The organism is Streptomyces sp. NBC_00028 (genome assembly GCF_045041065.1).
In the GTDB taxonomy this organism is placed as follows: domain Bacteria; phylum Actinomycetota; class Actinomycetes; order Streptomycetales; family Streptomycetaceae; genus Streptomyces.
In genome coordinates, this window is the sequence record NZ_CP108294.1 from 176,115 (window position 1) to 195,196 (window position 19,082).

Consider the following 19,082-nt stretch of genomic DNA (forward strand, 5'->3'; position numbering starts at 1 on the left):
AAGATGGTGATGTGAACCTTGACCATGTCTTCGTATGCGGGCACCCGGCCCTCGACTTCGCGGCCACCCTCCGGGCCCGGCGCTCGACCCGGTTCGAGATGTTCGTGACGCCGGACCGGCTGAACGCCTGGTACCTGGAGTCCGGCCTGGTGGACACGATCACCGACGGCAAGGACGACGACGTACGGGAGGCGACGGCCGTACGCGAGGCCATCTACCGGCTCGTCACCGATCGCCGTCTCGGCGAGGAGTTCGACCAGGAGGCGCTCGCGGCGGTCAACGCCGCCGCGCGCAAGACCCCGGTCACGCCCCAGCTGACCGCGACCGGGCGGCTCACCGAGGCCACGCCCGAGCAGGCGCTGGCGACGGTCGCCCGGCAGGCGGTGGAGCTGCTCAGCGGCCCGGACGTGCCGCTGATGAAGGAGTGCGGCAACCCCGAGTGCACCCGTGTCTACATCGACCGCTCCCGGGGCATGCGGCGCCAGTGGTGCGGCATGGAGTCCTGCGGCAACAAGATCAAGGCCGCCGCGTACCGGGCCCGCAAGAAGTCGGCGCCCGCCACGGCCGCGCACTGACCTCTCGCCCGGTCGCCGGAGTCAGTCGGCCGCAAGGTCCTTGAGGGTCCTGCGGAACCGGTTCATCAGCACCGGCCTGGCCCAGCGCACCGGCGGCGGAAAACCCGCGTAGACCCGTTCCCGGCCGGGAACGGGCTCGGGGTGTTCCAGGAATCCGAAGGTCAGGTGCGGCTCACTGCGCGAGACACCTTCGGCCGCCGCCTTGCGGAGCACCTGGAGATCCTCTTCCCCGGGTTTGGCGAGCAGCCCTGTGAACAGGGGCCGTACGACGGCGGAGTGCCCGGCCAACGCGTGCCTCACCCGATGGGACGCGAACGTCCCCTCCTTCATCGCGTGGCCCCAGCTCACCGATCCGCCGACCCGGCGCTCCTCCGCGATCCGTTCGATGACGCTCTCCAGCGCGTCGAGCCCCTCGGCCATCGCATCGTCGTCCTCGTCCAACAGATCGAGACTGCGCGCCGCTTCGGGGCACCGGGTTCGCAGCACCGGCCACAGCAGCTCGTCCTCGATGCGCCGGTGCCGGCGCACGAAGTCGACGAACCACCGCACGGTCGTCACCAGGGTGCTCGTTTCGACGGCCGCACCATCTGCCAGCCGGGTGAACGATGCCGTGACCAGCTCCGCGCCCCGGGTCATGACCGTGAGAGGGACGAGGAGTTCCTCGAAGAGACGGGCGCCGTCCGTGACCGGCGCCTGCGTGGCGGACATCCGTGAACCCTTCTGCACATGAGTGAGCGCACCGGTGGCCCGAGGGGCGTCACGTCCTGGCTCCCCCGTCCGCGTGTTCGACGGCGGAGCCTTCCAAGGGGAGAACGTGACGGCGGATCGGAAAGGTTCACCCCGACATGCAGAGCGACTGTTCCGGTGACACACCCAGGAGACACTCAGAGATACATGGCTCGGTGGCTGCGATAGGCGAAGGTGTCACCCGAACTGAGAATGGTCACGACCTTCTCGCAGAAGCGCTGATACTCCTGCTCGTGCTCGGCCGGCAGGGTCACGGACACGGCGCTCCCCTGCTCCCCGACGAACCGCAGGATGTTCAGCAGACCCGACGGGGGCGGCAACAGCAGCACCTCCATGACACGCCGAAAGACATCGGCAAGGCGCTCCTCACCGTCGGGCGGCTCGGTACCGGCGCCGGCGAACAGGTCGAGACAGGCTGTCAGATGCCCGAGGTCGGCCGCGCTCACCTCGATCGGGTAGACGCTCGTCAACTCGTCGCCGCACACGCTGTACAAGGTGTAGCGGGGTGGCGGCTCTTCCGCAGCGGGGACCGCGGGCGCGTCCTCGGTGTGCCAGCGCGCCCACAGCGGCAGTTTGAGCAGGACCTGCACCCAGCTGTCGTAGGCGTCCGCAATGACCCGCTCGTCGTCCGAGTCCGCGCCCGCATGGTGCAGGCGGTAGAGGTGCCGCAGCAGCGGCTCCTCCAGGCTCTGGAACTTCGCGTAGAACACGGGGTCGTCGGGGACCAGCACGTACAAGGGCACCTCCTCTGAAGGGAACGGAGTGAGCCACCCCGAGGTTCACGGGCCTCGACCACCCTCACCCGAGTCACCGCCTTGACAGGTGACGCACTCCTGCGAGACCATCGTCACCAGTTAAATCGGTTACTTCCTCGAAGGGTGCCAAGTCACGTGACCGATCCGCCGACTGTCACTCCCTGCCAGACTCGACACGTCACCCCACCGGGACACCTCCAGCCGCACACACATGTCACGGAACGTGGCTACACTTCGCGGTCTTGGCCACACGCCCCGCACGCGGAGAGGGCGTGAGTCCCCCACCGACACGGTGAAGACGGACCGGATGGGCGACCAGCAGACCACTGGAGAAACAGCGAGGCCAGCCGCGAGATGGACGCGACAGTGCGCTACTCACTCCTCGGCACCGTACGGGCGGTACGCGGGGACACCGAGATCGACGTGGGCCCCCCGAAACGCCTGGCCCTGCTCGCCCTGCTGCTGCTCCGCGCCCCCGGGCCGCTCACACTGAGCGAGGCGGTCGACCTCCTGTGGGACGACGAACCACCCCCCAGCGCCGTCAACGTGGTGCACCGACACATCGGCGCCCTGCGCAGAACACTCGAACCCGAACTGCGCAGCCGCAGCAACGCCGAACACCTCATCCGCGCCGCCGACGGGTACCGGCTCCTGGTCGGCACCTCGAGCTCGGATCTGCTGCGCTTCCGCGACCTGCGCGCCAAGGCCCAGCTCGCACTCCGCGGCGGCACTCCCGCCGAAGCCGCGCAGGACTTCGTCGAAGCCCTGCGGCTGTGGCGCGGCCCCGTCGTCGCGGCGGGCACCTCGGTGGCCCGGCACCCGGTCTTCACCTCGGTCGGACACGAGTTCGTCGCCACGGTGAAGGAAGCCGCCGACACCGTCCTGACCGCGGCGCCCGCGCTGACCGAAGAGGTCCTCACCGTGCTGCGCAACGCTCTGGACAGCCACCCCTTCGACGAGGCCCTCCACGCCCGGGTGATAGCGGCCCTGGCCGCCACCGGCCGACAGGCCGAGGCCCTACGGCAGTTCGAGACCATCCGCACCGCACTCGCCGAGGAACTGGGCGTCGAACCCGGCTCCGAACTGCGCGCCGCCCAACAGCACCTGCTCCAGCGCCGAGCCTCCCGGACCCCGGACGCCCCCACGCCCCCGCCCGCCCAGGCCGGCCGTCCATCCCAACTCCCCGCGGACTGCACCTCCTTCGCCGGTCGCCGCGAGCCCCTGAGCCAGTGCCTGGAGCTCCTGCCGATCGAGGGCGAAAGCCGCCCGCCGCAGATGACCGCGGCCATCTGCGGCATGGCGGGAGTCGGCAAGACGACGCTGGCCGTGCACTGGGCCCACCTGGTCGCCGACCACTTCCCCGACGGGCAGCTCCACATCGACCTCCAGGGCCACCACCCCTCCCGGCCCCCGCTCGACCCGGCCGAGGCCATCAGCGAGATCCTCGGCGCGCTGGGCGTGGAGCACGACCGTGCCCACGCCGGCGTCGCCGCACTGGCCGCCCTCTACCGAAGCGCCATCAGCGGACGCCGACTGCTCCTCGTCCTGGACGACGCGGAGAACTGCGAACAGGTGAGGCCCCTGCTCCCCGCCACGCCCGGATGTGTCGCCGTCGTCACGAGCCGACGGCGGCTGGAGGGTCTGGCGGTGACGGACAACGCCCGCATCATCACGCTGCAGCCCATGACGCGCGCGGAGGGCCTGGAACTGCTCGACCGGCGCCTGGGCACCGACCGGATCCGGGCCGAGCACACCACAGCAGAGGAGATCGTGGAACTGTGCGGCGGGCTGCCGCTGGCCCTGGCCGTCACCGGCGCCCGGACCCTGGCGCAGTCGAGGTTTCCGCTGGTGTCGCTCGCGGCCAGGCTCCAGGACGCCGACGACTGCCTCGACGCCCTGTCCTGCCACGACGAGCGCACCGACATCCGCGCCTCGTTCCACCGCTCCTACGAGGCACTGAGCAGCAGCGCCGCGCGGCTGTTCCGGCTGCTGAGCCTGCATCCCTCGCGCGACATCGCCCTGCCGGCCGCCGCCAGCACGGCCGGCACCGATCCGCGCAGGACCCGGCAGGACGTGGCAGAGCTGATGGACCATCACCTGCTGGTCGAACTGACCGCCGGCCGCTACACCTGCCACGAACTGCTCCGTACCTACGCCAGAGAACTCAGTGCGGTCCTCGACTCCCCCACCGCACGCTCCGAGGCCCTGGCCAGGATGTTCGAGCACTACCTCTACAGCGCCGACGCCGCCACGGCACACCTCGCGCCCCATCGCGGCACTGTGCTCCTGCCGCCCCCGCGTCCCGGCGTCCGCCCTCAGCGGTTCAACGGACGCGCGGACGCGGCCGAGTGGATCGTCGCCGAGCAGTACCTGCTGCCGGAACTCGTCCGCTCCATCGAGAACCACCCCCGGGACGAGACCCTCCACCGCCGCCTGACCTCGGCCGTGGAGATGTGCTTCCAGCCCGACAACTCCTAGCCTTCGGCCAGGACGTGTTCGGGAAGGCTAGGCGGCCTCCGGCCGCGCCACCCCCCGCAGCTTGCGCAGGGCGTTGTGGTGACGGCTCTTGACCGTGCCGGCCGGGACCCCGAGGATGCCGGCCGTCTCCTGGATGCTGCGGTCGCACAGGTAGATGTGCACCAGCACCGCGCGGTGCTCGGCGGACAGCCGCTGCAGCAAGGGCCTTGCCACCAAGGTGTCGTGCACCGCCTCGATGCCGTCGGTCCGCGCCACGGGGTCGTTGTACGTGACTCCGGCGATCTCCCGGCGCGCATGAGGCTTGCGGACCCAGTCGATGACCAGATGCCGGGTCACGGTGAAGAGCCAGCCACGGACCGACCCGTCCATGCCGAGCAGACGGTCGATGTTGCGCCAGGCCCGGATGATGGTCTCCTGGACGATGTCCTCGGCGAGTCCATGGTCACCGAGCATCTTCTCGGCGTACGAGACAAGGCTTTCCCGGTGTTCCCTCATGATGCTGCCGAGCAGGTCGGACCGGGACATACCCGTGAGGGGCGTAGCCATAGTGTTCTGAACCATCCTGGTTCTCTTTGGTGCGGCGACCGGGGGCCGGATGTAACCCCCGCAATCGCACTGTAGGCAGCGGTAGGTGCCAGAAAAGTGCTGTGTTTGTGTCGTCCCGCTGCCGCACCTGTGACCCGTTAACACATATGCCCGAACGGAGATGCGCGCATGCCTTCTCAGCAGCGCTTTTACCGCGCCTTTGACTGATTCCCCGCCCTTACGGGTTCCAAACAAATGCCACACATGAGTTCTATGTCACGCGCCGTCGTGCCGCCTTGACCCAAATGCAATGTGTGCGCCTGACCGCCGGGAGATATGTATGTGAGACTGCCGCACCGAGGAACCATCTGAAAGGTATGACCACATTGCGTAAGAACCTGCTGCGGCTGGGCGTGACCATGGCTGCCGTCGTCGGTCTGTCCCTCGGTGCGAACACCGCGTTCGCCACCCCGGCCGGCCCGGGCGTGACCGGCAAGATCATCTCCCAGACCACCATCGGCGGCACGGACTACATCCTCCGTCAGATCACCATCCCCGCAGGCCAGAGCACAGGCTGGCACTACCACGACGGAACCCTGTACGGCTTCGTCCAGCACGGCACGCTCAGCCACTTCGACTCCGACTGCCAGGCCGACGGTGTCTACAAGGCCGGCCAGCCCCTGACCGAGCCGTCCGGCGCGGACCACGTGCACATCGGCCGCAACCTCGGCAGGACCGACGTCGTCCTCGACGTCCTGTACGTCCTGCCGCACGGCGCCCCGCTCTCCGAAGACGCCCCCAACCCGGGCTGCGACTTCCAGTAGCCCGCGCTCATACACGATGGGCCCGTCACGGCATCCACCGTGGCGGGCCCATCGCCGTACGACGGTCCCGCGACCGCGCCTCAGCCGTCCACCGGCGTCCCCGCGCACGAAGGCGTCCCGGTCCTCCTGGCCGTCCGGTCGCGCCGACAGCCGCGACGGCAGGCCGACGAACTCCGGGTCGGGCCCAGTGGTGCGCCCACCAGGCGCAGATAGCTGGAGAGCAGCAGATCGGTGAAGTCCTCATCAAGCGGTGTCATAACCGTTCACATGTTTCTTTTTCCGGGACAGCTGTGGTCGGTTGGCGGGTTTCTTCTTCGTCAAGGGGCTTGACAGGAAAGTGTCCTTACCAACAGCCTATGGCAACGTTGTCAGGCTTCGCGGGCCGCCTCCGTACGCCCGGCAACCCACACACCTCCACTCACTCGCACCCTGTGATGGGACGATCACATATGGCCGAACAGTCGTGCTTCTCGCGGCCCACCTCCCGACGCACCCTCGTCGCGACCGGCTCGACCCTGCTGGCCGGGTTCGGCCTCGGCACGGTGTTCGCGCCGACAGCCGAAGCCGGGGCCTCCACCGCGGCCACGGAAGCGACCAGCACGGGCACCGGCTCCCCTTCCGCACCGGGTGAGATCGCCGCCTACCGCCCGGTGCGGGCCTCCTCCCAGGCGTACGCGCCCACCCCCGCCGGCTTCGTGGTGGACGCGCTTCCCACCCAGGGCGTACGCGGCACAGGATGGCGTGCCGAGGCGGGCGACCCGCAGTGGATCGAGGTCGACCTCCAGGTGGACTGCCACGTCGACCGCGTCCGGCTGACCTTCGAAGCCGACGCGAGCGACCCTGTCTTCACCCCTCCCACCAGCGGCAACCCGCGCCAGGGCACCACTGGCAAGGAGATCCTCTCCAGCTACGCCCGCGAGTTCGTCGTGGAGACCTCCCGCGACCACACCACCTGGACCAGCGTCTACCGCACCACCGCCGGAACCGGCGGCGTGGTGGACATCCCGCTGCCGATCCCCGTCACGGCCCGCTGGGTACGGCTGACAGCCCGCCGTCGCTCCAGCCCCAACCCCCTTGGCCTGAACGGCTTCGAGGTCTACGGCACGGCCCCCGCCCACCGCCCGAAGGCCACCGGCTGGACGGACTGGGGCACCCACCACACCGACGCGCCGCGCCTTGAGGTGGCCGCCGACGGCACGGTCCCGCTGGAGTCGGGCTGGACACTCACCCTGGACGACTGGACGGACGGCGACGGTACGACCCTGTCGAGCACCGGCGTCGACACCTCCCACTGGCTCCCCGCGACCGTCCCCGGCACCGTCCTCACCTCGCTGGTCGACCAGGGCAAACTGCCCGACCCGGTGGCCGGCCTGAACAACCTGCGCATCCCCGAGGCCCTCTCCCGCCACTCCTGGTGGTACCGGCGCGCCTTCGACCTGCCTCGCGGCCTGCGCACCGGCCAAGGGCGGCACACCTGGCTGGAGTTCGACGGCGTCAACCACAAGGCCGAGATCTGGCTCAACGGACACGGAGCGGGCGAGGTGACCTCACCCTTCGCCCGCTCCGCCCACGACGTCACCGAGCTGCTCAAGAAGGACGGCAACGCGCTCGCCGTACGCATCTCTCCCATGCCGGTGCCTGGAAGCCCTGGCGACAAGGGTCCGGCGGGCGAGGCCTGGGTGGACGCCGGAGCCAACACGATGAACCTCAACTCACCGACGTACCTGGCCTCTTCGGGCTGGGACTGGATGCCCGCCGTCCGTGACCGCGCGGCCGGGATCTGGAACCACGTACGCCTGAGATCGACCGGCCACATCGTCCTCGGCGACCCGCGCATCGACACCGCGCTGCCCGCGCTGCCGGACCTGTCGGTCGCCGAGCTCACCCTGACCGTCCCGGTCCGCAACGCCGACTCCGCCGCCCACGAGACCACCGTCACCGCCGAGTTCGGCGACGTCCGCGTCTCGCGCACGGTCACCGTCCCGGCGGGCGAGGACATCGATGTCATCTTCACTCCGGACGCGTACGCGGCCCTGCGCGTACGCGACCCCGAGCTGTGGTGGCCCAACGGCCTGGGCGAGCCCACCCTCCACGACCTCACTCTCACCGCCCGCGCCGGCGGCACCGAGAGCGACCGGCGCATCACCCGCTTCGGCATACGGCAGTTCGGCTACGCGTACGACACCCCGCTGAAGTTCACCCCGTCCTCCGACGCCTACACGCAGACCGTCCAGCTCGGTGCCCAGCGCGCCCGCCACCTCCGCGTCCGCTGCCTCACCCGGGCCACCGACTGGGGCAGCTCCCTGTGGGCCCTGTCGGCGTACGACAGCGCCCGCCCCGGCGTCGACCTCGCCCTGCACGCCCCCGCCGAGGCCTCGACCACCGACGAGGACGGGCACGCCGCGGCCCACGTCACCGACGGCGACCCGACCACCCGCTGGTCCTCCGCCTTCGCGGACGACCAGTGGATACGTGTCGACCTCGGGGCGACACAGACCCTCGACCGGGTCGACCTGGTGTGGGAGCGGGCCTACGCACGCACCTTCGTCGTCCAGGTCTCGGCGGACGGCGAGCAGTGGACGGACGCCGCGTCCGTCGACAACACCGCCGTCCCCCTCCCCTTCAACAGCGGTGACGCGAGCCTGCGGATCACCGACTTCGAGGCCCGTACGGCCCGTTACGTCCGCCTGTCCTGCGGTATCCGCAACACCAGCTGGGGCAACTCGCTCTGGTCCCTCGCCGTCATCGACAGCGCCGAACCCGGTACCGACCTCGCCCTGCGCCGCCGGGCCACCGCCTCCACCGAGGAGGACGGTCACCCGGCCGCCCACGCGACCGACGGCGACCCCGGCACCCGCTGGTCCTCCGCCTACGAGGACCAGCAGTGGCTCCAGGTCGACCTCGGCAGCGCCCGGCGCTTCGACCGGATCGCGGTCGTCTGGGAGCAGGCGTACCCGAAGACGTACACGCTCCACGTCTCCGACGACGGCGACACCTGGACCGATGTCACCACCGTCTCCAACACCCCCGACCCGCTGAAGATCAGCGTCAACGGGGTGCGGGTGCTGGTGCGCGGTGGCAACTGGGGCTGGGACGAGCTGCTGCGCCGGATGCCCGCCGAGCGCATGGACGCGGCGGTGCGCATGCACCGAGCCATGAACTTCACGATGATCCGCAACTGGGTCGGCAGCAGCAACCGTGAGGAGTTCTACGCCGCCTGCGACGCGCACGGCATCCTCGTCTGGAACGACTTCCCCAACGCCTGGGCCATGGACCCGCCGGACCACGAGGCGTTCCTCTCGGCGGCCCGCGACACCGTCCTGCGCTACCGCAGTCATCCGAGCATCGCGGTGTGGTGCGGCGCCAACGAGGGCAACCCGCCCGCCGCAATCGACGAGGGCATGCGCAAGGCCGTCGAGAGCCAGGCACCGGGGCTGCTGTACCAGAGCAACTCCGCCGGAGGCGTCGTCACCGGCGGCGGCCCGTACGGCTGGGTCGAGCCGGAGAAGTACTTCGACCCCGCCACCTACGGCAGCAAGGACTTCGGCTTCCACACCGAGATCGGTATGCCCGTCGTCTCCACCGCGGCCAGCACTCGCGCCATGCTCGGCGACGACGGACCCGAGTGGCCGATCGGCGGCGCCTGGTACCACCACGACTGGAGCGAACGCGGCAACCAAGCGCCGCAGAACTACAAGGCCGCCATCGAGACCCGCCTCGGTGAGGCCCGCGACCTGGACGACTTCACGCGCAAGGCGCAGTTCGTCAACTACGAGAACTTCCGCGCCATGTTCGAGGCCTGGAACGCCCATCTCTGGGACAACGCCAGCGGGTTGATGCTGTGGATGTCCCACCCCGCCTGGCACAGCACCGTCTGGCAGACCTACGACTACGACTTCGACGTCAACGGCGCCTACTTCGGCTGCCGGACCGCCTGCGAGCCCCTGCACGTCCAGGCCGACCCGGTGAAGTGGCAGGTCATCGCCGTCAACCACACCCGCGCGGCGCTGAAGCGGGCAACGGTGACGGCGGAGACGTACGACCTGTCGGGCCGCCGTATCGCCGACACCCGGCAGGCCCACGTGGACGTGGACCCGGCCGCCACGGCGCCGGCGTTCACCACGGCCCCCACAGCCGACCTGCCGGACCTGCACCTCCTCCGCCTGACCCTGGAGGACTCCGACGGGCGGCTCCTGTCCCGCAACACCTACTGGCGCTGCCGCACCCCCGAGGCGCTGCGCGCCCTCGACCAGGTCCGGCAGGCCAGGTTGTCGGCCTCCCTCACCCGGGTGTCCCGGGACGGGGATCGCCGTACGGCCACCGCGACCGTTCGCAACCGTGGGTCCATGGTCGCCGCCATGGTCCGGCTCTCCCTGCTGGACGAGGACGGCACCCGCGTCCTGCCGACCCTCTACGACGACAACTACCTGTGGCTGCTGCCCGGTGAGACGCGCACGGTGACCATGTCGTGGCCCGCGTCCGCGCTGTCGTCGGGCCGGCCGAGGCTACGGGTGGAGGGCTACAACACGCAGCCGGTCACGGTGCGCGGCTGAGCCGTACGGAGGGGGCCCGGGGCGGGCGTCACACGCTGCGTTCGTAGGCGGCCCACGCGATGTGCGACTCGTGCAGGGTCACGGCCACCTCGCGGATGCCCCGGGCCCCCTCCCCCAGCGTCCCCGCGTGGATCGCCTCGACCAGACGGTCGGCGATCACCTTGGCCAGGTACTCGGTCGAGGTGTTGATCTGCTGGAACCGCTCCTCGTCGTCGAGGTTGCGGTAGTTGAACTCACCGATCACCTTGCCGAGTTCAGCGGTGGCGAGACCGATGTCCACGACGATGTTGTCCTCGTCCAGCTCCGGCCGCCGGAACGTGGCGTCCACGACGAAGGTCGCCCCGTGCAGCCGCTGCGCGGGGCCGAAGACCTCGCCACGGAAACTGTGGGCGATCATCATGTGGTCACGTACGGTGATGCTGAACAAGGGTCCTCCAGGTGAGGTGTGCGCCGGTGGCGAGCATATAGCTGGCGTACATGTGGGTTCAGGTGTGAACCAAATGTGAGATCCTCTCGTGTCCTTGGTGTGTCGGTTGGCCGCTCCGGCAGAGGAGGACAATGGAAACACCACCGGTTGGACGCCTGGAGCATGCCCTTACCGACTTCGCCGAGCGGTACGGAGCTCTGACCAGGGCGCGGGAACAGCTGCGGGCGCTGTCGGTGACGGCCTGCTCCAGGGACGACGTCGTAGAGGTCACCGTGGGCGCTGATGAGCGGCCGGCGAGTATCCGGTTCGTCGACGAGCGGTTCAGGGAGATGCCCGCCGCCCAGCTCGCCGAGAGTGTCCTGGAGGCCCTGAGCACGGCGCGAGCCGAGGTCGCGGCCCGGTTCAATGCCGCGATGAGCGGTGCGGGGCTGCCGGTGCAGGCGACTCGGGAGACGGCTGGTCCCCGACCGCAGGGGCCGTTGTGGGGCCGTAGGCCGGCTTCGTCCCACGCGCCGGTGCCGCCGGACCTGCGCGCGGCGGTGGTGGCTTTGACGGACTCCGTGTGCGACGCCATCAGGTGTGTCTGAGACGGACGGCCGAGCCGACACGCACTAGCTTCACTGTACACACATCATTGTCCTGTCGTGAAACACCGCGCACGAGGACGAGGATCGGAAGAGCCATGCCGAAATCCCCCCGCCCGGACGACATCGTCCGTGTCGACAGCAACGTGTACTCCGTGACCGGCAGCAACACGAACTGGGTGATCATCAAGGACGGGGACAGCTGCACCCTCGTCGACTCCGGCTACCCCGGCGACCGTGAGGCCGTACTGGGCTCCCTCTCGGCCCTCGGGCTGGGGCCGCGCGACGTGGCCGCCGTACTGGTCACGCACGCGCACAACGACCACATCGGCGCGGCCGAGCACCTGCGCGCCCATTACGACGTGCCGGTCCTCATGCACCCCGAGGAGGTGCCGCACGCCCGTCGTGACTTCCTCGACCAGGTGTCCGTGGGACAGGTGCTCGCGCAGGCCTGGCGGCCCGGAGTACTGCCGTGGGCCGTGCACGCCCTGCGCGCCGGCGGCACCACGTATGTGCCGGTCTGCGAGCCACAGGCTTTCCCGGTGCCGGGAGCCCTCGACCTGCCTGGAGCGCCGGTGCCCGTGCACACCCCCGGGCACACAAGGGGGCACTGCGCCTACCACCTGCCCGAGAGCGGCATCCTGATCACCGGCGACGCCCTGGTCACCGCGCACCCCACGTCAAGGGTCAGCGGTCCGCAGCTGCTGCCCGACATGTTCCACACCGACCGAACGCGGGCCATCGACTCCCTCGGCGCGCTGGAGAACGTGGACGCAGGTCTTCTTCTGCCCGGCCATGGGCCGGTGTTCCAGGGCTCGGCCAAGGAGGCCGCCGCGACGGCCCGCGCCCACGCGGCTCGGTGATCGGCCGCCCCGCTGAGCCGCCTCCCTCACTCGGCGCAACCCGATAGCCAGAGGTTCAACCACATACTTACCGGGCAGTACAGTCGAGGACGACCTCGTGCGAGTGACATCGTCGACGCTTGAGGAAACCGAAGAACAGCCACACTTCGTCTATGCACGGGCACATCAGCGCTTATCGTGAAGAGTGAGCATGTCGGAGGAACCATCTGGCGTTGACACTTATCCACACGGACCCCAATGGCGTGGGTACCATGCGCAACGTCATCCATATCGAGGGAGTGAACGGTTGTGACCAGCCAATCAGCCGCCACGCTCCGGTCGCGGTACGTAGCACAAGCCGCGTCGGACTTGGAGGAGAACCGTCGGCGACAGCAGGAGCTGACGGAGAGGATCACCGCGTTGAAGCAGGAGGAAGCCCTCCTCACGGACATCCTCAACCTCGCCGAGCGGTACGAGGGTTTCGCCGACGCGTCGCGCCTGCCTGAGCAGTTGCAGGACGAGCCCGTCGTCGCGAAGGCGAAGAAGACGTCCACCGGGGCCGCCGCCCGACGCTCGCCGTCGGCCAAGAGCGCTCCGACCGCCAAGACGGCGAAGGCCGGCGCGAAGGGGAAGTCGCGTCAGCCTCTGCTCGGAGACCTGCTCGCGGATCTGCTCGGCCGGTACGAGGAGCCGCGTCTGGCGAAGGAACTGCGCGACGAGCTGCTCGAGAAGCACCCGGACCGCAACCCCACACCTCAGGTGGTGCGGAACACCCTTGAATCCCTGGTCGCCAAGGGCCGTATCCGGCGCCACAAGCAGCAGCGTTCCGTCATGTACACCCTGGTCGAAAAGGGTACGGCAGACAGCGGCAGCTCCGACTGACTCGTCTGCTTGTCCCGCGAGCGGTGATCCACGGCCGGACGGCAGTGCACAGCGTGCGCGACACATCCCGCCTCGCGGGACGGGCGAGACGTCTCAACCGACCAGGTGAACCAGGAGAGGTCCGGACCCCGTTGGGGAAATGAGAGGTTCTGCTCCCAGAAACCTCGTCCCCCAGTGGCGTCAACCTCTACAGGAGCGGTTCATCACATGTCGGACGATCATCGCGTCATGGAATTCCTTGAGCGGGTGGCAGCGGACAACGCCGCCGCCTTCGCCGGGCTGTCGACGTCTCTGGGTGTGCGCCTCGGGCTGTACCGGGCCATGGCAGGGGCTGGACCGCTCACTTCGACCGAGCTGGCCGCGAAGACCGGGCTCGTCGAACGCTATGTCCGCGAGTGGCTGGACGGGCAGGTGGCCGGATCCTATGTGATCCACTCCCCCGAAACACACACATATCTCTTCCCGGACGAGCACGCGGCCGTACTCGCCGACTCAGCCCTGCCCACGTACGTCGGCGGCGGCTTCACCATGCTGAAGGCCCTGTACGGCGCCGAAGAGGCACTGGTGAACGCCTACCGCAACGGTGGCGGCGTGAGCTGGCAGGACTTCGGGCCCGATCTGGCCGAGGGCGTGGCCGCCTTCTTCAAGCCCGGCTACGACGCGGTCCTCGTCCAGGAGTGGCTGCCCGCCCTGGAGGGCGTCGAGACCAAGCTGCGGCGCGGAGCCTCCGTCGCCGACGTCGGGTGCGGCCACGGCTACTCGACCGTGCTCATGGCCAAGGCGTTCCCGCAGTCCCGGTTCCACGGCTTCGACTTCCACGAGCCCTCCGTCGAAGCGGCCCGCAAGCTGGCCAAGGAGTCCGGCGTCGACGACCGCGTCACGTTCGAGGTCGCCGCCGCTCACGACTTCCCCGGCGGCGACTACGACCTCGTCACGTTCTTCGACTGCCTCCACGACCTCGGTGACCCCGGTGCGGCGCTCCGGCGTACCGAGGAGAGCCTGGCGGAGGGCGGAAGCTGCCTGGTCGTCGAGCCGAACGTCTCGGCCGAACCCGGCGAGAACATCAACCCGATCGGCCGCTCCTTCGCCTCCACCTCACCCGTCCTGTGTCTGCCGGTGGCCCTGGCGCAGAACGGCCCGCACGCGCTCGGCAACCACCCCGGCCCTGACGCCCTCAAGGAGATCGGCACCGAGGTGGGCCTCGGCAACTGGCGGCTCGCCGTCGAGACCTTCACCAACAGGGTTTACGACGTGACGCGTTGACGGACGGCCAACGGCCGCTGCCCAGGCACAGCGGCGCCTACCAACCACGCCACACATTGTCGAACGCGGCATTCTCGACATCCCGCTGCAGTCGTACGGCCTCCAGCTGCACCACCGCGTCACCCACAGCGGCCAGTACGGTCGTGGCAGCGTCGTCCAGGAGACCGTCGTCGGCATCGGACGGCTGGCCCAAGGCCACCAGCAGGCCGGCGAGGACGGGCTCGCCGGAAGCTCTGCGCTCCTCCGCCTCGCGGCGCTCCTGCGAATCGGTCAGGACCGCCTTCCCGGACAGCAGCCGGAGCCCGTGGCCATGCGAACGGACGACCAGCCCGGCGCGCTCCAGGGCGTCGGCGTAGGCCGACACAAGGCCCTCGGCACGGCGCCACAGCCAGTCGTCGACGGTCTCGTACGGCTCCTGCCGGACGAGTGAGGCGCTCGCCTGGTCCAGCAGCGGGTCCCCGGACGCCGTCTGCGGGCCGGGCACCATACGGTCGCGCTCCAGGCGCAGCGACCCGTTCCGCAGCAGGTCGATCGCTTCGGCACCGGCGAGTGCGAGCGACAGGTCGCCCTGGCCCGTGAGTTCGCCGGGCGGCATGGTCAGCGCGATGAGCACGAGGTCGCGTGCGGTGGTCATGAGTCCCTCCTGGTCTCCAGCAGGCGCAGCCACACCTCGCTGATGGTGGGGAAGGCCGGTACGGCGTGCCAGAGGCGTTCTACCGGCACCTCCCCGGTGATGGCGACGGTGGCCGAGTACAACAGCTCCTCCACGCCCGGCCCGACGAAGGTGGCGCCGACGACGACCTGCCGGTCCCGGTCGACGAGGATGCGGGCCCTGCCCCGGTAGTCGGGGCGGTACTGGACGGCGCCCGCGAGGTGCCCGATCTCGTAGTCGACGACCTCGACGGCCCGGCCGATGCGCTCGGCGTCCCGGACGGTCAGGCCGACGCTCGCGACCGTGGGGTCGGTGAAGACGACTCCGGGGACGGCCTCGAGGTCGGCCGTGCTGCTGTGCGGCGCCCAGCGGCCCGTGTCCAGCCGCTCGCCTCGTGCCCGGGCGGCGATGACCGCACCGGCGACGCGGGCCTGGTACTTGCCCTGGTGCGTGAACAGGGCCCGCCGGTTGACGTCGCCGACGGCGTACAGCCACTCCCCCGGGACGGCGGTGACGGTCAGAGTGTCGTCGACGGTGAGCCAGTCCCCCGGCGCCAGTCCCACGCTGTCGAGCCCGATGTCCTGTGAACGCGGGGCACGGCCGGTGGCGAACAGGATCTCGTCCGCGGTGAGTTCGGAACCGTCCGACAGCCAGACCCTGACCTCACCCGCGCCGTCCGCTCGCTTCGCGTCCGTGACGGAGACACCGAACCGTACGTCCGCACCGGCCTCCCGCAGCCGCTCGGTGACCAGCTCGCCGGCGAAGGGCTCCATCCGGGGCAGCAGTCCGTCCTCGCGGGCCAGCAGGGTCACGCTGCTGCCCAGGGCCTGCCAGGCGGTGGCCATCTCGACGCCCACCACACCGGCGCCGACGATGACGAGGCGCTGTGGCACCTGGCGGGCGCTGGTGGCCTCCCGGCTCGTCCAGGGGCGCAGTTCCTCGATGCCGGGCAGCGGGGGCAGGGCCGCGCCGCTGCCGGTGCAGACGGCGACGGCGTGCCGGGCGCGCAGCCGGACGATGGCGCCGTCCGGCGTCTCCACGGTCACCTCGCGTTCGCCCGCCAACCGGCCGTGCCCGCGCAGCAGATCGATGCCGGCCGACTTGATCCAGTCGGCCTGGCCGTCGTCCTTCCAGTGGGCGGACATGCGATCGCGGTGGGCGAGGACGGCGTCAACGTCCAGCGGTCCCTTGACGGACGGGTCGAGCCCCGGGATGTGCGCGGCGTCGGCCCGGAACAGGGCCGGACGCAACAGGGCCTTGCTGGGTTCGCAGGCCCAGTACGAGCACTCGCCGCCGGCCAGTTCGCTCTCGACGATGACGGTGCGCAGACCGGCGGCGGTGGTCCGGTCCGCGACGTTCTCCCCGACCGGGCCGGCGCCGATCACTATGACGTCGTATGTGTGGTTGTTCTCGGTCGTCATGTGTCCTCCGTTGGCTGTGAGCCGGGCGGATGGGTGAGTGGGTAGGCGGGCGGGCGGAGTCAGGCGGTTCTCAGCGGCCGGGGGCGCGCTCGGTGACCTCCTGGAGGAACCACTCGTTGCCGTCCGGGTCCTTGAAGGCGGCGAAGGTGCCGTAGCTGGCTCGCTCGGGATGCGGGCCCGGCACCCGGTGCGTGTCGCCGGCGTGGTGGAAGGCGCCCGTCTCGTCGCGGAACGGGCCGGAGACCTCGACGCCGTACGCGGTGAGCTCTTCCTGGGCCTTGAGGATGTCGGTGACGGTCAGCTGAAGGCCGTGGAGCGTGCCCGGCTCCTGCTGGGTGAGGCCCTCCCCGAAGATGATCGAGCATTCGGAGCCGGGCGGGGTCACCTGCACGATCCGGTAGCCGTCGTTGATCGGGAAGTCGGCGTCGAGGCGCCAGCCGAGCCGCTCGACGTAGAAGTCCTTGGCCCGGTCGGCGTCGGAGACGGGCAGGATGACGACTTCGAGCTTCATGTCCATGGCTGTGTTCTCGCTTTCGGTGGTGTGGTGCCTGCGCAGGCGGGCGCCGTGCGCTCAGTGTCGGCGGCGGCCGGCAGGTGCCGCCTCAGTCAACTGACGGTGGATCGCAGGTGCGTTGGCCAATTCGTTACCGAAGCCACCGCACCGGGCGGCTGCCTGCTACGTGTGTCTGTTGGGCCCTGTAGGGGCCCGTGGACCGATCCATGGAAGGACGGATCTTGAGAAGACTCCTGCCCACCTCCCGCGCCGGCCGCGCACTGACGGCGAGCGCCACCCTGCTCGCCGCCGCGGCCGCCCTCGCCCCGGCCGGAGCGGCCGCTGCGGCCCCCGGCTCCGAGAGCCGGCACCGGGTGGACTACGTCGCCCTCGGCGACTCGTACGCCTCCGCGCCGCTCGTGCCGACCCAGGTCGACGCGGCCTGTCAGCGTTCCGACCAGAACTACCCTTCGCTGGTGTCCCGTTCGCGGTCGGCGAGGCTGACGGACGTCAGCTGCGCGGGCGCCACCACGAAGGACATGGCGGCTCCGCAGTCCGACGGCGTACCGGCACAGTTCGACGCCCTGAACCGGGGCACCGACCTCGTCACGGTCACCATCGGCGGCAACGACATCGGTTTCTCGACGGTGCTGGGCACCTGCGCCCACCTCACGGCGGGCAACCCGGCGGGCGCCCCGTGCGCCACCTACTTCGCAGGTTCCGGCGCGGACCGGATCACGGATGCGATAGCCACCACGGGGCCGAAGGTCGCCCAGGTCCTGCGGGGCATCCACCGGCGGGCGCCGCACGCCCGTGTCGTGGTGGTCGGTTACCCCGACCTGTTCCCCGAGGACGGTGTCGGGTGCACCAGCAGCAAGGTGCCGCTGGCCGCGGGTGACTTCGCCTGGCTCCGCGACAAGGAGAAGGAGCTCAACGCGATGCTGGCCCGCCAGGCCCGCCGCGGCGGGGCGGAGTACGTGAACACGTACACGCCGACCGTCGGACACGACCTCTGCAAGCCCACCGGTGAGCGGTGGATCGAGACCTTCGCCCCCGAGACCCCGGCGGCGCCGGTGCACCCCAACGCCACGGGTGAGGCTGCGATGGCCACCGCGGTCGAGGGTGTTCTCGCAGGTCACAGCCGACGTCACTGACGTCACCCGGGTCCGCGGTCAGAGGAGGCCGGCGGGCCCGGGGCCGTACCCCGACAGCACTGCGCTCTGCGCCCAGGCCCACACCTGCATGTCCGAGGGCCAGTCATGGCCATCCTCGGCCCCGGCCGGGCCACCTGGAAACACCTGCTCGTCGGAAACATGTTCAGCGGAGGCAGGTCGGGCATGTGCGCGACGTTTCTCGGCGATGTTCACACGTATGTGTGTCAGGGAGGCCATGGCGGGCTCTCAGGCGGCGGCGCTGGCGTTGATGGTGACCGGGATGTTGCCGCGCAGGGCCTTGGAGTACGGGCAGATCTGGTGGGCGGCGTTGGCGAGCTCCTGGGCGGTGGCGTCATCGACGCCGCCGAGCACCGGGTTGAGAACCGCGGAGAGGGAGAACTCGCCGTCGTCGCCGTGCGTGAGGGTGATGTCGGCGGTGATGCTGGTGCTCGTCAGCCGGATCTTGCGGCTGGTGGCGGCGCGACGCAGGGCACCCAGGAAGCAGGCGGCCCAGCCTGCGGCCAGCAGTTGCTCGGGGTTGGTCGCGGTGCCGGCGCCGCCGAGCTCCTTGGGGAGGGCGAGGCTGGTCTCCAGCAGGCCGTCGGAGGAGCGGACGTGGCCGCCGTTGCGGCCCTCTCCGTCGACGTTGACGACGGCGGTGTAGCTGACTGCCATGACTGTGCTCCCCATCTGGGTCGAAAGGTCTGTGCATACCCGCCGACCAGGACCTTCACTCTGTCACCGGTTGAGGCGGTGACGTAATCATGGCAGCCGTGCGCGTCACCCGTCAAGGTGGTGACTGCTGTCCTTGTCGGCTCACATGTCGTCTGTCGCCCTTGTGACATGTCCCAGGTGTGCCACCGGCTTCGAGTGACACCCGCCGTACGGCCGTCGGATTCTGTCGCGC

18 protein-coding genes are annotated in these 19,082 nt (G+C 69.9%); 9 read left to right on the forward strand and 9 right to left on the reverse strand.

The window, feature by feature from the left end:
- Nucleotides 1-11 precede the first annotated feature (11 nt).
- A complete protein-coding gene (locus OG885_RS44880) occupies nucleotides 12-575 on the forward strand; it encodes a CGNR zinc finger domain-containing protein (RefSeq protein ID WP_331729130.1) in 564 nt (187 codons plus the stop codon).
- A gap of 21 nt (nucleotides 576-596) precedes the next feature.
- Here OG885_RS44880 and OG885_RS44885 read toward each other — a convergent pair whose 3' ends face one another.
- Both OG885_RS44885 and OG885_RS44890 read right to left on the reverse strand, forming a co-directional pair.
- Entirely contained in the window at nucleotides 597-1,283 is a 687-nt protein-coding gene (locus OG885_RS44885) for a hemerythrin domain-containing protein (RefSeq protein ID WP_331729133.1), read from the reverse strand.
- 176 nt (nucleotides 1,284-1,459) lie between these two features.
- Nucleotides 1,460-2,053: a hypothetical protein gene (locus OG885_RS44890; protein ID WP_405743363.1), complete on the reverse strand. Its 594-nt coding sequence runs from the start codon at nucleotides 2,051-2,053 to the stop codon at nucleotides 1,460-1,462.
- Between the two features lie 378 nt (nucleotides 2,054-2,431).
- Here OG885_RS44890 and OG885_RS44895 point away from each other — a divergent pair, with 378 nt between their 5' ends.
- Entirely contained in the window at nucleotides 2,432-4,555 is a 2,124-nt protein-coding gene (locus OG885_RS44895) for a BTAD domain-containing putative transcriptional regulator (protein ID WP_331729139.1), read from the forward strand.
- Between the two features lie 27 nt (nucleotides 4,556-4,582).
- On the opposite strand, the gene OG885_RS44900 is transcribed toward OG885_RS44895, so the two are convergent.
- Nucleotides 4,583-5,116, reverse strand: coding sequence for a sigma-70 family RNA polymerase sigma factor (locus OG885_RS44900; protein ID WP_405743304.1), 534 nt, complete (start codon nucleotides 5,114-5,116; stop codon nucleotides 4,583-4,585).
- A gap of 383 nt (nucleotides 5,117-5,499) precedes the next feature.
- Here OG885_RS44900 and OG885_RS44905 point away from each other — a divergent pair, with 383 nt between their 5' ends.
- Nucleotides 5,500-5,904 (forward strand): cupin domain-containing protein, encoded by a 405-nt coding sequence (locus tag OG885_RS44905; protein ID WP_331729526.1) that lies wholly within the window; start codon nucleotides 5,500-5,502, stop codon nucleotides 5,902-5,904.
- 80 nt (nucleotides 5,905-5,984) lie between these two features.
- On the opposite strand, the gene OG885_RS44910 is transcribed toward OG885_RS44905, so the two are convergent.
- Nucleotides 5,985-6,161: a hypothetical protein gene (locus OG885_RS44910; protein WP_331729145.1), complete on the reverse strand. Its 177-nt coding sequence runs from the start codon at nucleotides 6,159-6,161 to the stop codon at nucleotides 5,985-5,987.
- 192 nt (nucleotides 6,162-6,353) lie between these two features.
- Here OG885_RS44910 and OG885_RS44915 point away from each other — a divergent pair, with 192 nt between their 5' ends.
- Nucleotides 6,354-10,457 (forward strand): discoidin domain-containing protein, encoded by a 4,104-nt coding sequence (locus OG885_RS44915; RefSeq protein WP_331729148.1) that lies wholly within the window; start codon nucleotides 6,354-6,356, stop codon nucleotides 10,455-10,457.
- A 28-nt stretch (nucleotides 10,458-10,485) separates the two neighbouring features.
- Here OG885_RS44915 and OG885_RS44920 read toward each other — a convergent pair whose 3' ends face one another.
- Complete coding sequence (locus tag OG885_RS44920; RefSeq protein ID WP_331729151.1) at nucleotides 10,486-10,884, reverse strand: 6-carboxytetrahydropterin synthase; 399 nt, start codon at nucleotides 10,882-10,884, stop codon at nucleotides 10,486-10,488.
- 131 nt (nucleotides 10,885-11,015) lie between these two features.
- Here OG885_RS44920 and OG885_RS44925 point away from each other — a divergent pair, with 131 nt between their 5' ends.
- From OG885_RS44925 to OG885_RS44940, 4 genes are all read left to right on the forward strand, one after another.
- Nucleotides 11,016-11,471: a YbaB/EbfC family nucleoid-associated protein gene (locus OG885_RS44925; RefSeq protein WP_331729154.1), complete on the forward strand. Its 456-nt coding sequence runs from the start codon at nucleotides 11,016-11,018 to the stop codon at nucleotides 11,469-11,471.
- 95 nt (nucleotides 11,472-11,566) lie between these two features.
- Nucleotides 11,567-12,331: an MBL fold metallo-hydrolase gene (locus tag OG885_RS44930; protein ID WP_331729157.1), complete on the forward strand. Its 765-nt coding sequence runs from the start codon at nucleotides 11,567-11,569 to the stop codon at nucleotides 12,329-12,331.
- A 288-nt stretch (nucleotides 12,332-12,619) separates the two neighbouring features.
- Complete coding sequence (locus OG885_RS44935; RefSeq protein WP_331729160.1) at nucleotides 12,620-13,192, forward strand: hypothetical protein; 573 nt, start codon at nucleotides 12,620-12,622, stop codon at nucleotides 13,190-13,192.
- A gap of 207 nt (nucleotides 13,193-13,399) precedes the next feature.
- Complete coding sequence (locus tag OG885_RS44940) at nucleotides 13,400-14,455, forward strand: class I SAM-dependent methyltransferase (protein ID WP_331729163.1); 1,056 nt, start codon at nucleotides 13,400-13,402, stop codon at nucleotides 14,453-14,455.
- Between the two features lie 37 nt (nucleotides 14,456-14,492).
- Here the strand turns inward: OG885_RS44940 and OG885_RS44945 are convergent, their stop codons facing one another.
- The 3 genes from OG885_RS44945 to OG885_RS44955 form a co-directional block, all read right to left on the reverse strand.
- Nucleotides 14,493-15,089 (reverse strand): GPP34 family phosphoprotein, encoded by a 597-nt coding sequence (locus OG885_RS44945; protein ID WP_331729166.1) that lies wholly within the window; start codon nucleotides 15,087-15,089, stop codon nucleotides 14,493-14,495.
- Nucleotides 15,086-16,528, reverse strand: a complete 1,443-nt coding sequence (locus tag OG885_RS44950) for an NAD(P)/FAD-dependent oxidoreductase (RefSeq protein WP_331729169.1) — start codon at nucleotides 16,526-16,528, stop codon at nucleotides 15,086-15,088. The genes OG885_RS44945 and OG885_RS44950 overlap by 4 nt, the downstream gene beginning before the upstream one ends.
- Before the next feature lie 70 nt (nucleotides 16,529-16,598).
- Complete coding sequence (locus OG885_RS44955; protein WP_331729172.1) at nucleotides 16,599-17,045, reverse strand: VOC family protein; 447 nt, start codon at nucleotides 17,043-17,045, stop codon at nucleotides 16,599-16,601.
- Nucleotides 17,046-17,263: 218 nt separating this feature from the next.
- Between OG885_RS44955 and OG885_RS44960 the strand changes: the two genes are divergently transcribed.
- A complete protein-coding gene (locus OG885_RS44960) occupies nucleotides 17,264-18,175 on the forward strand; it encodes an SGNH/GDSL hydrolase family protein (protein ID WP_405743308.1) in 912 nt (303 codons plus the stop codon).
- A 246-nt stretch (nucleotides 18,176-18,421) separates the two neighbouring features.
- On the opposite strand, the gene OG885_RS44965 is transcribed toward OG885_RS44960, so the two are convergent.
- Complete coding sequence (locus OG885_RS44965) at nucleotides 18,422-18,850, reverse strand: organic hydroperoxide resistance protein (protein ID WP_331729179.1); 429 nt, start codon at nucleotides 18,848-18,850, stop codon at nucleotides 18,422-18,424.
- Between the last annotated feature and the right edge of the window lie 232 nt (nucleotides 18,851-19,082).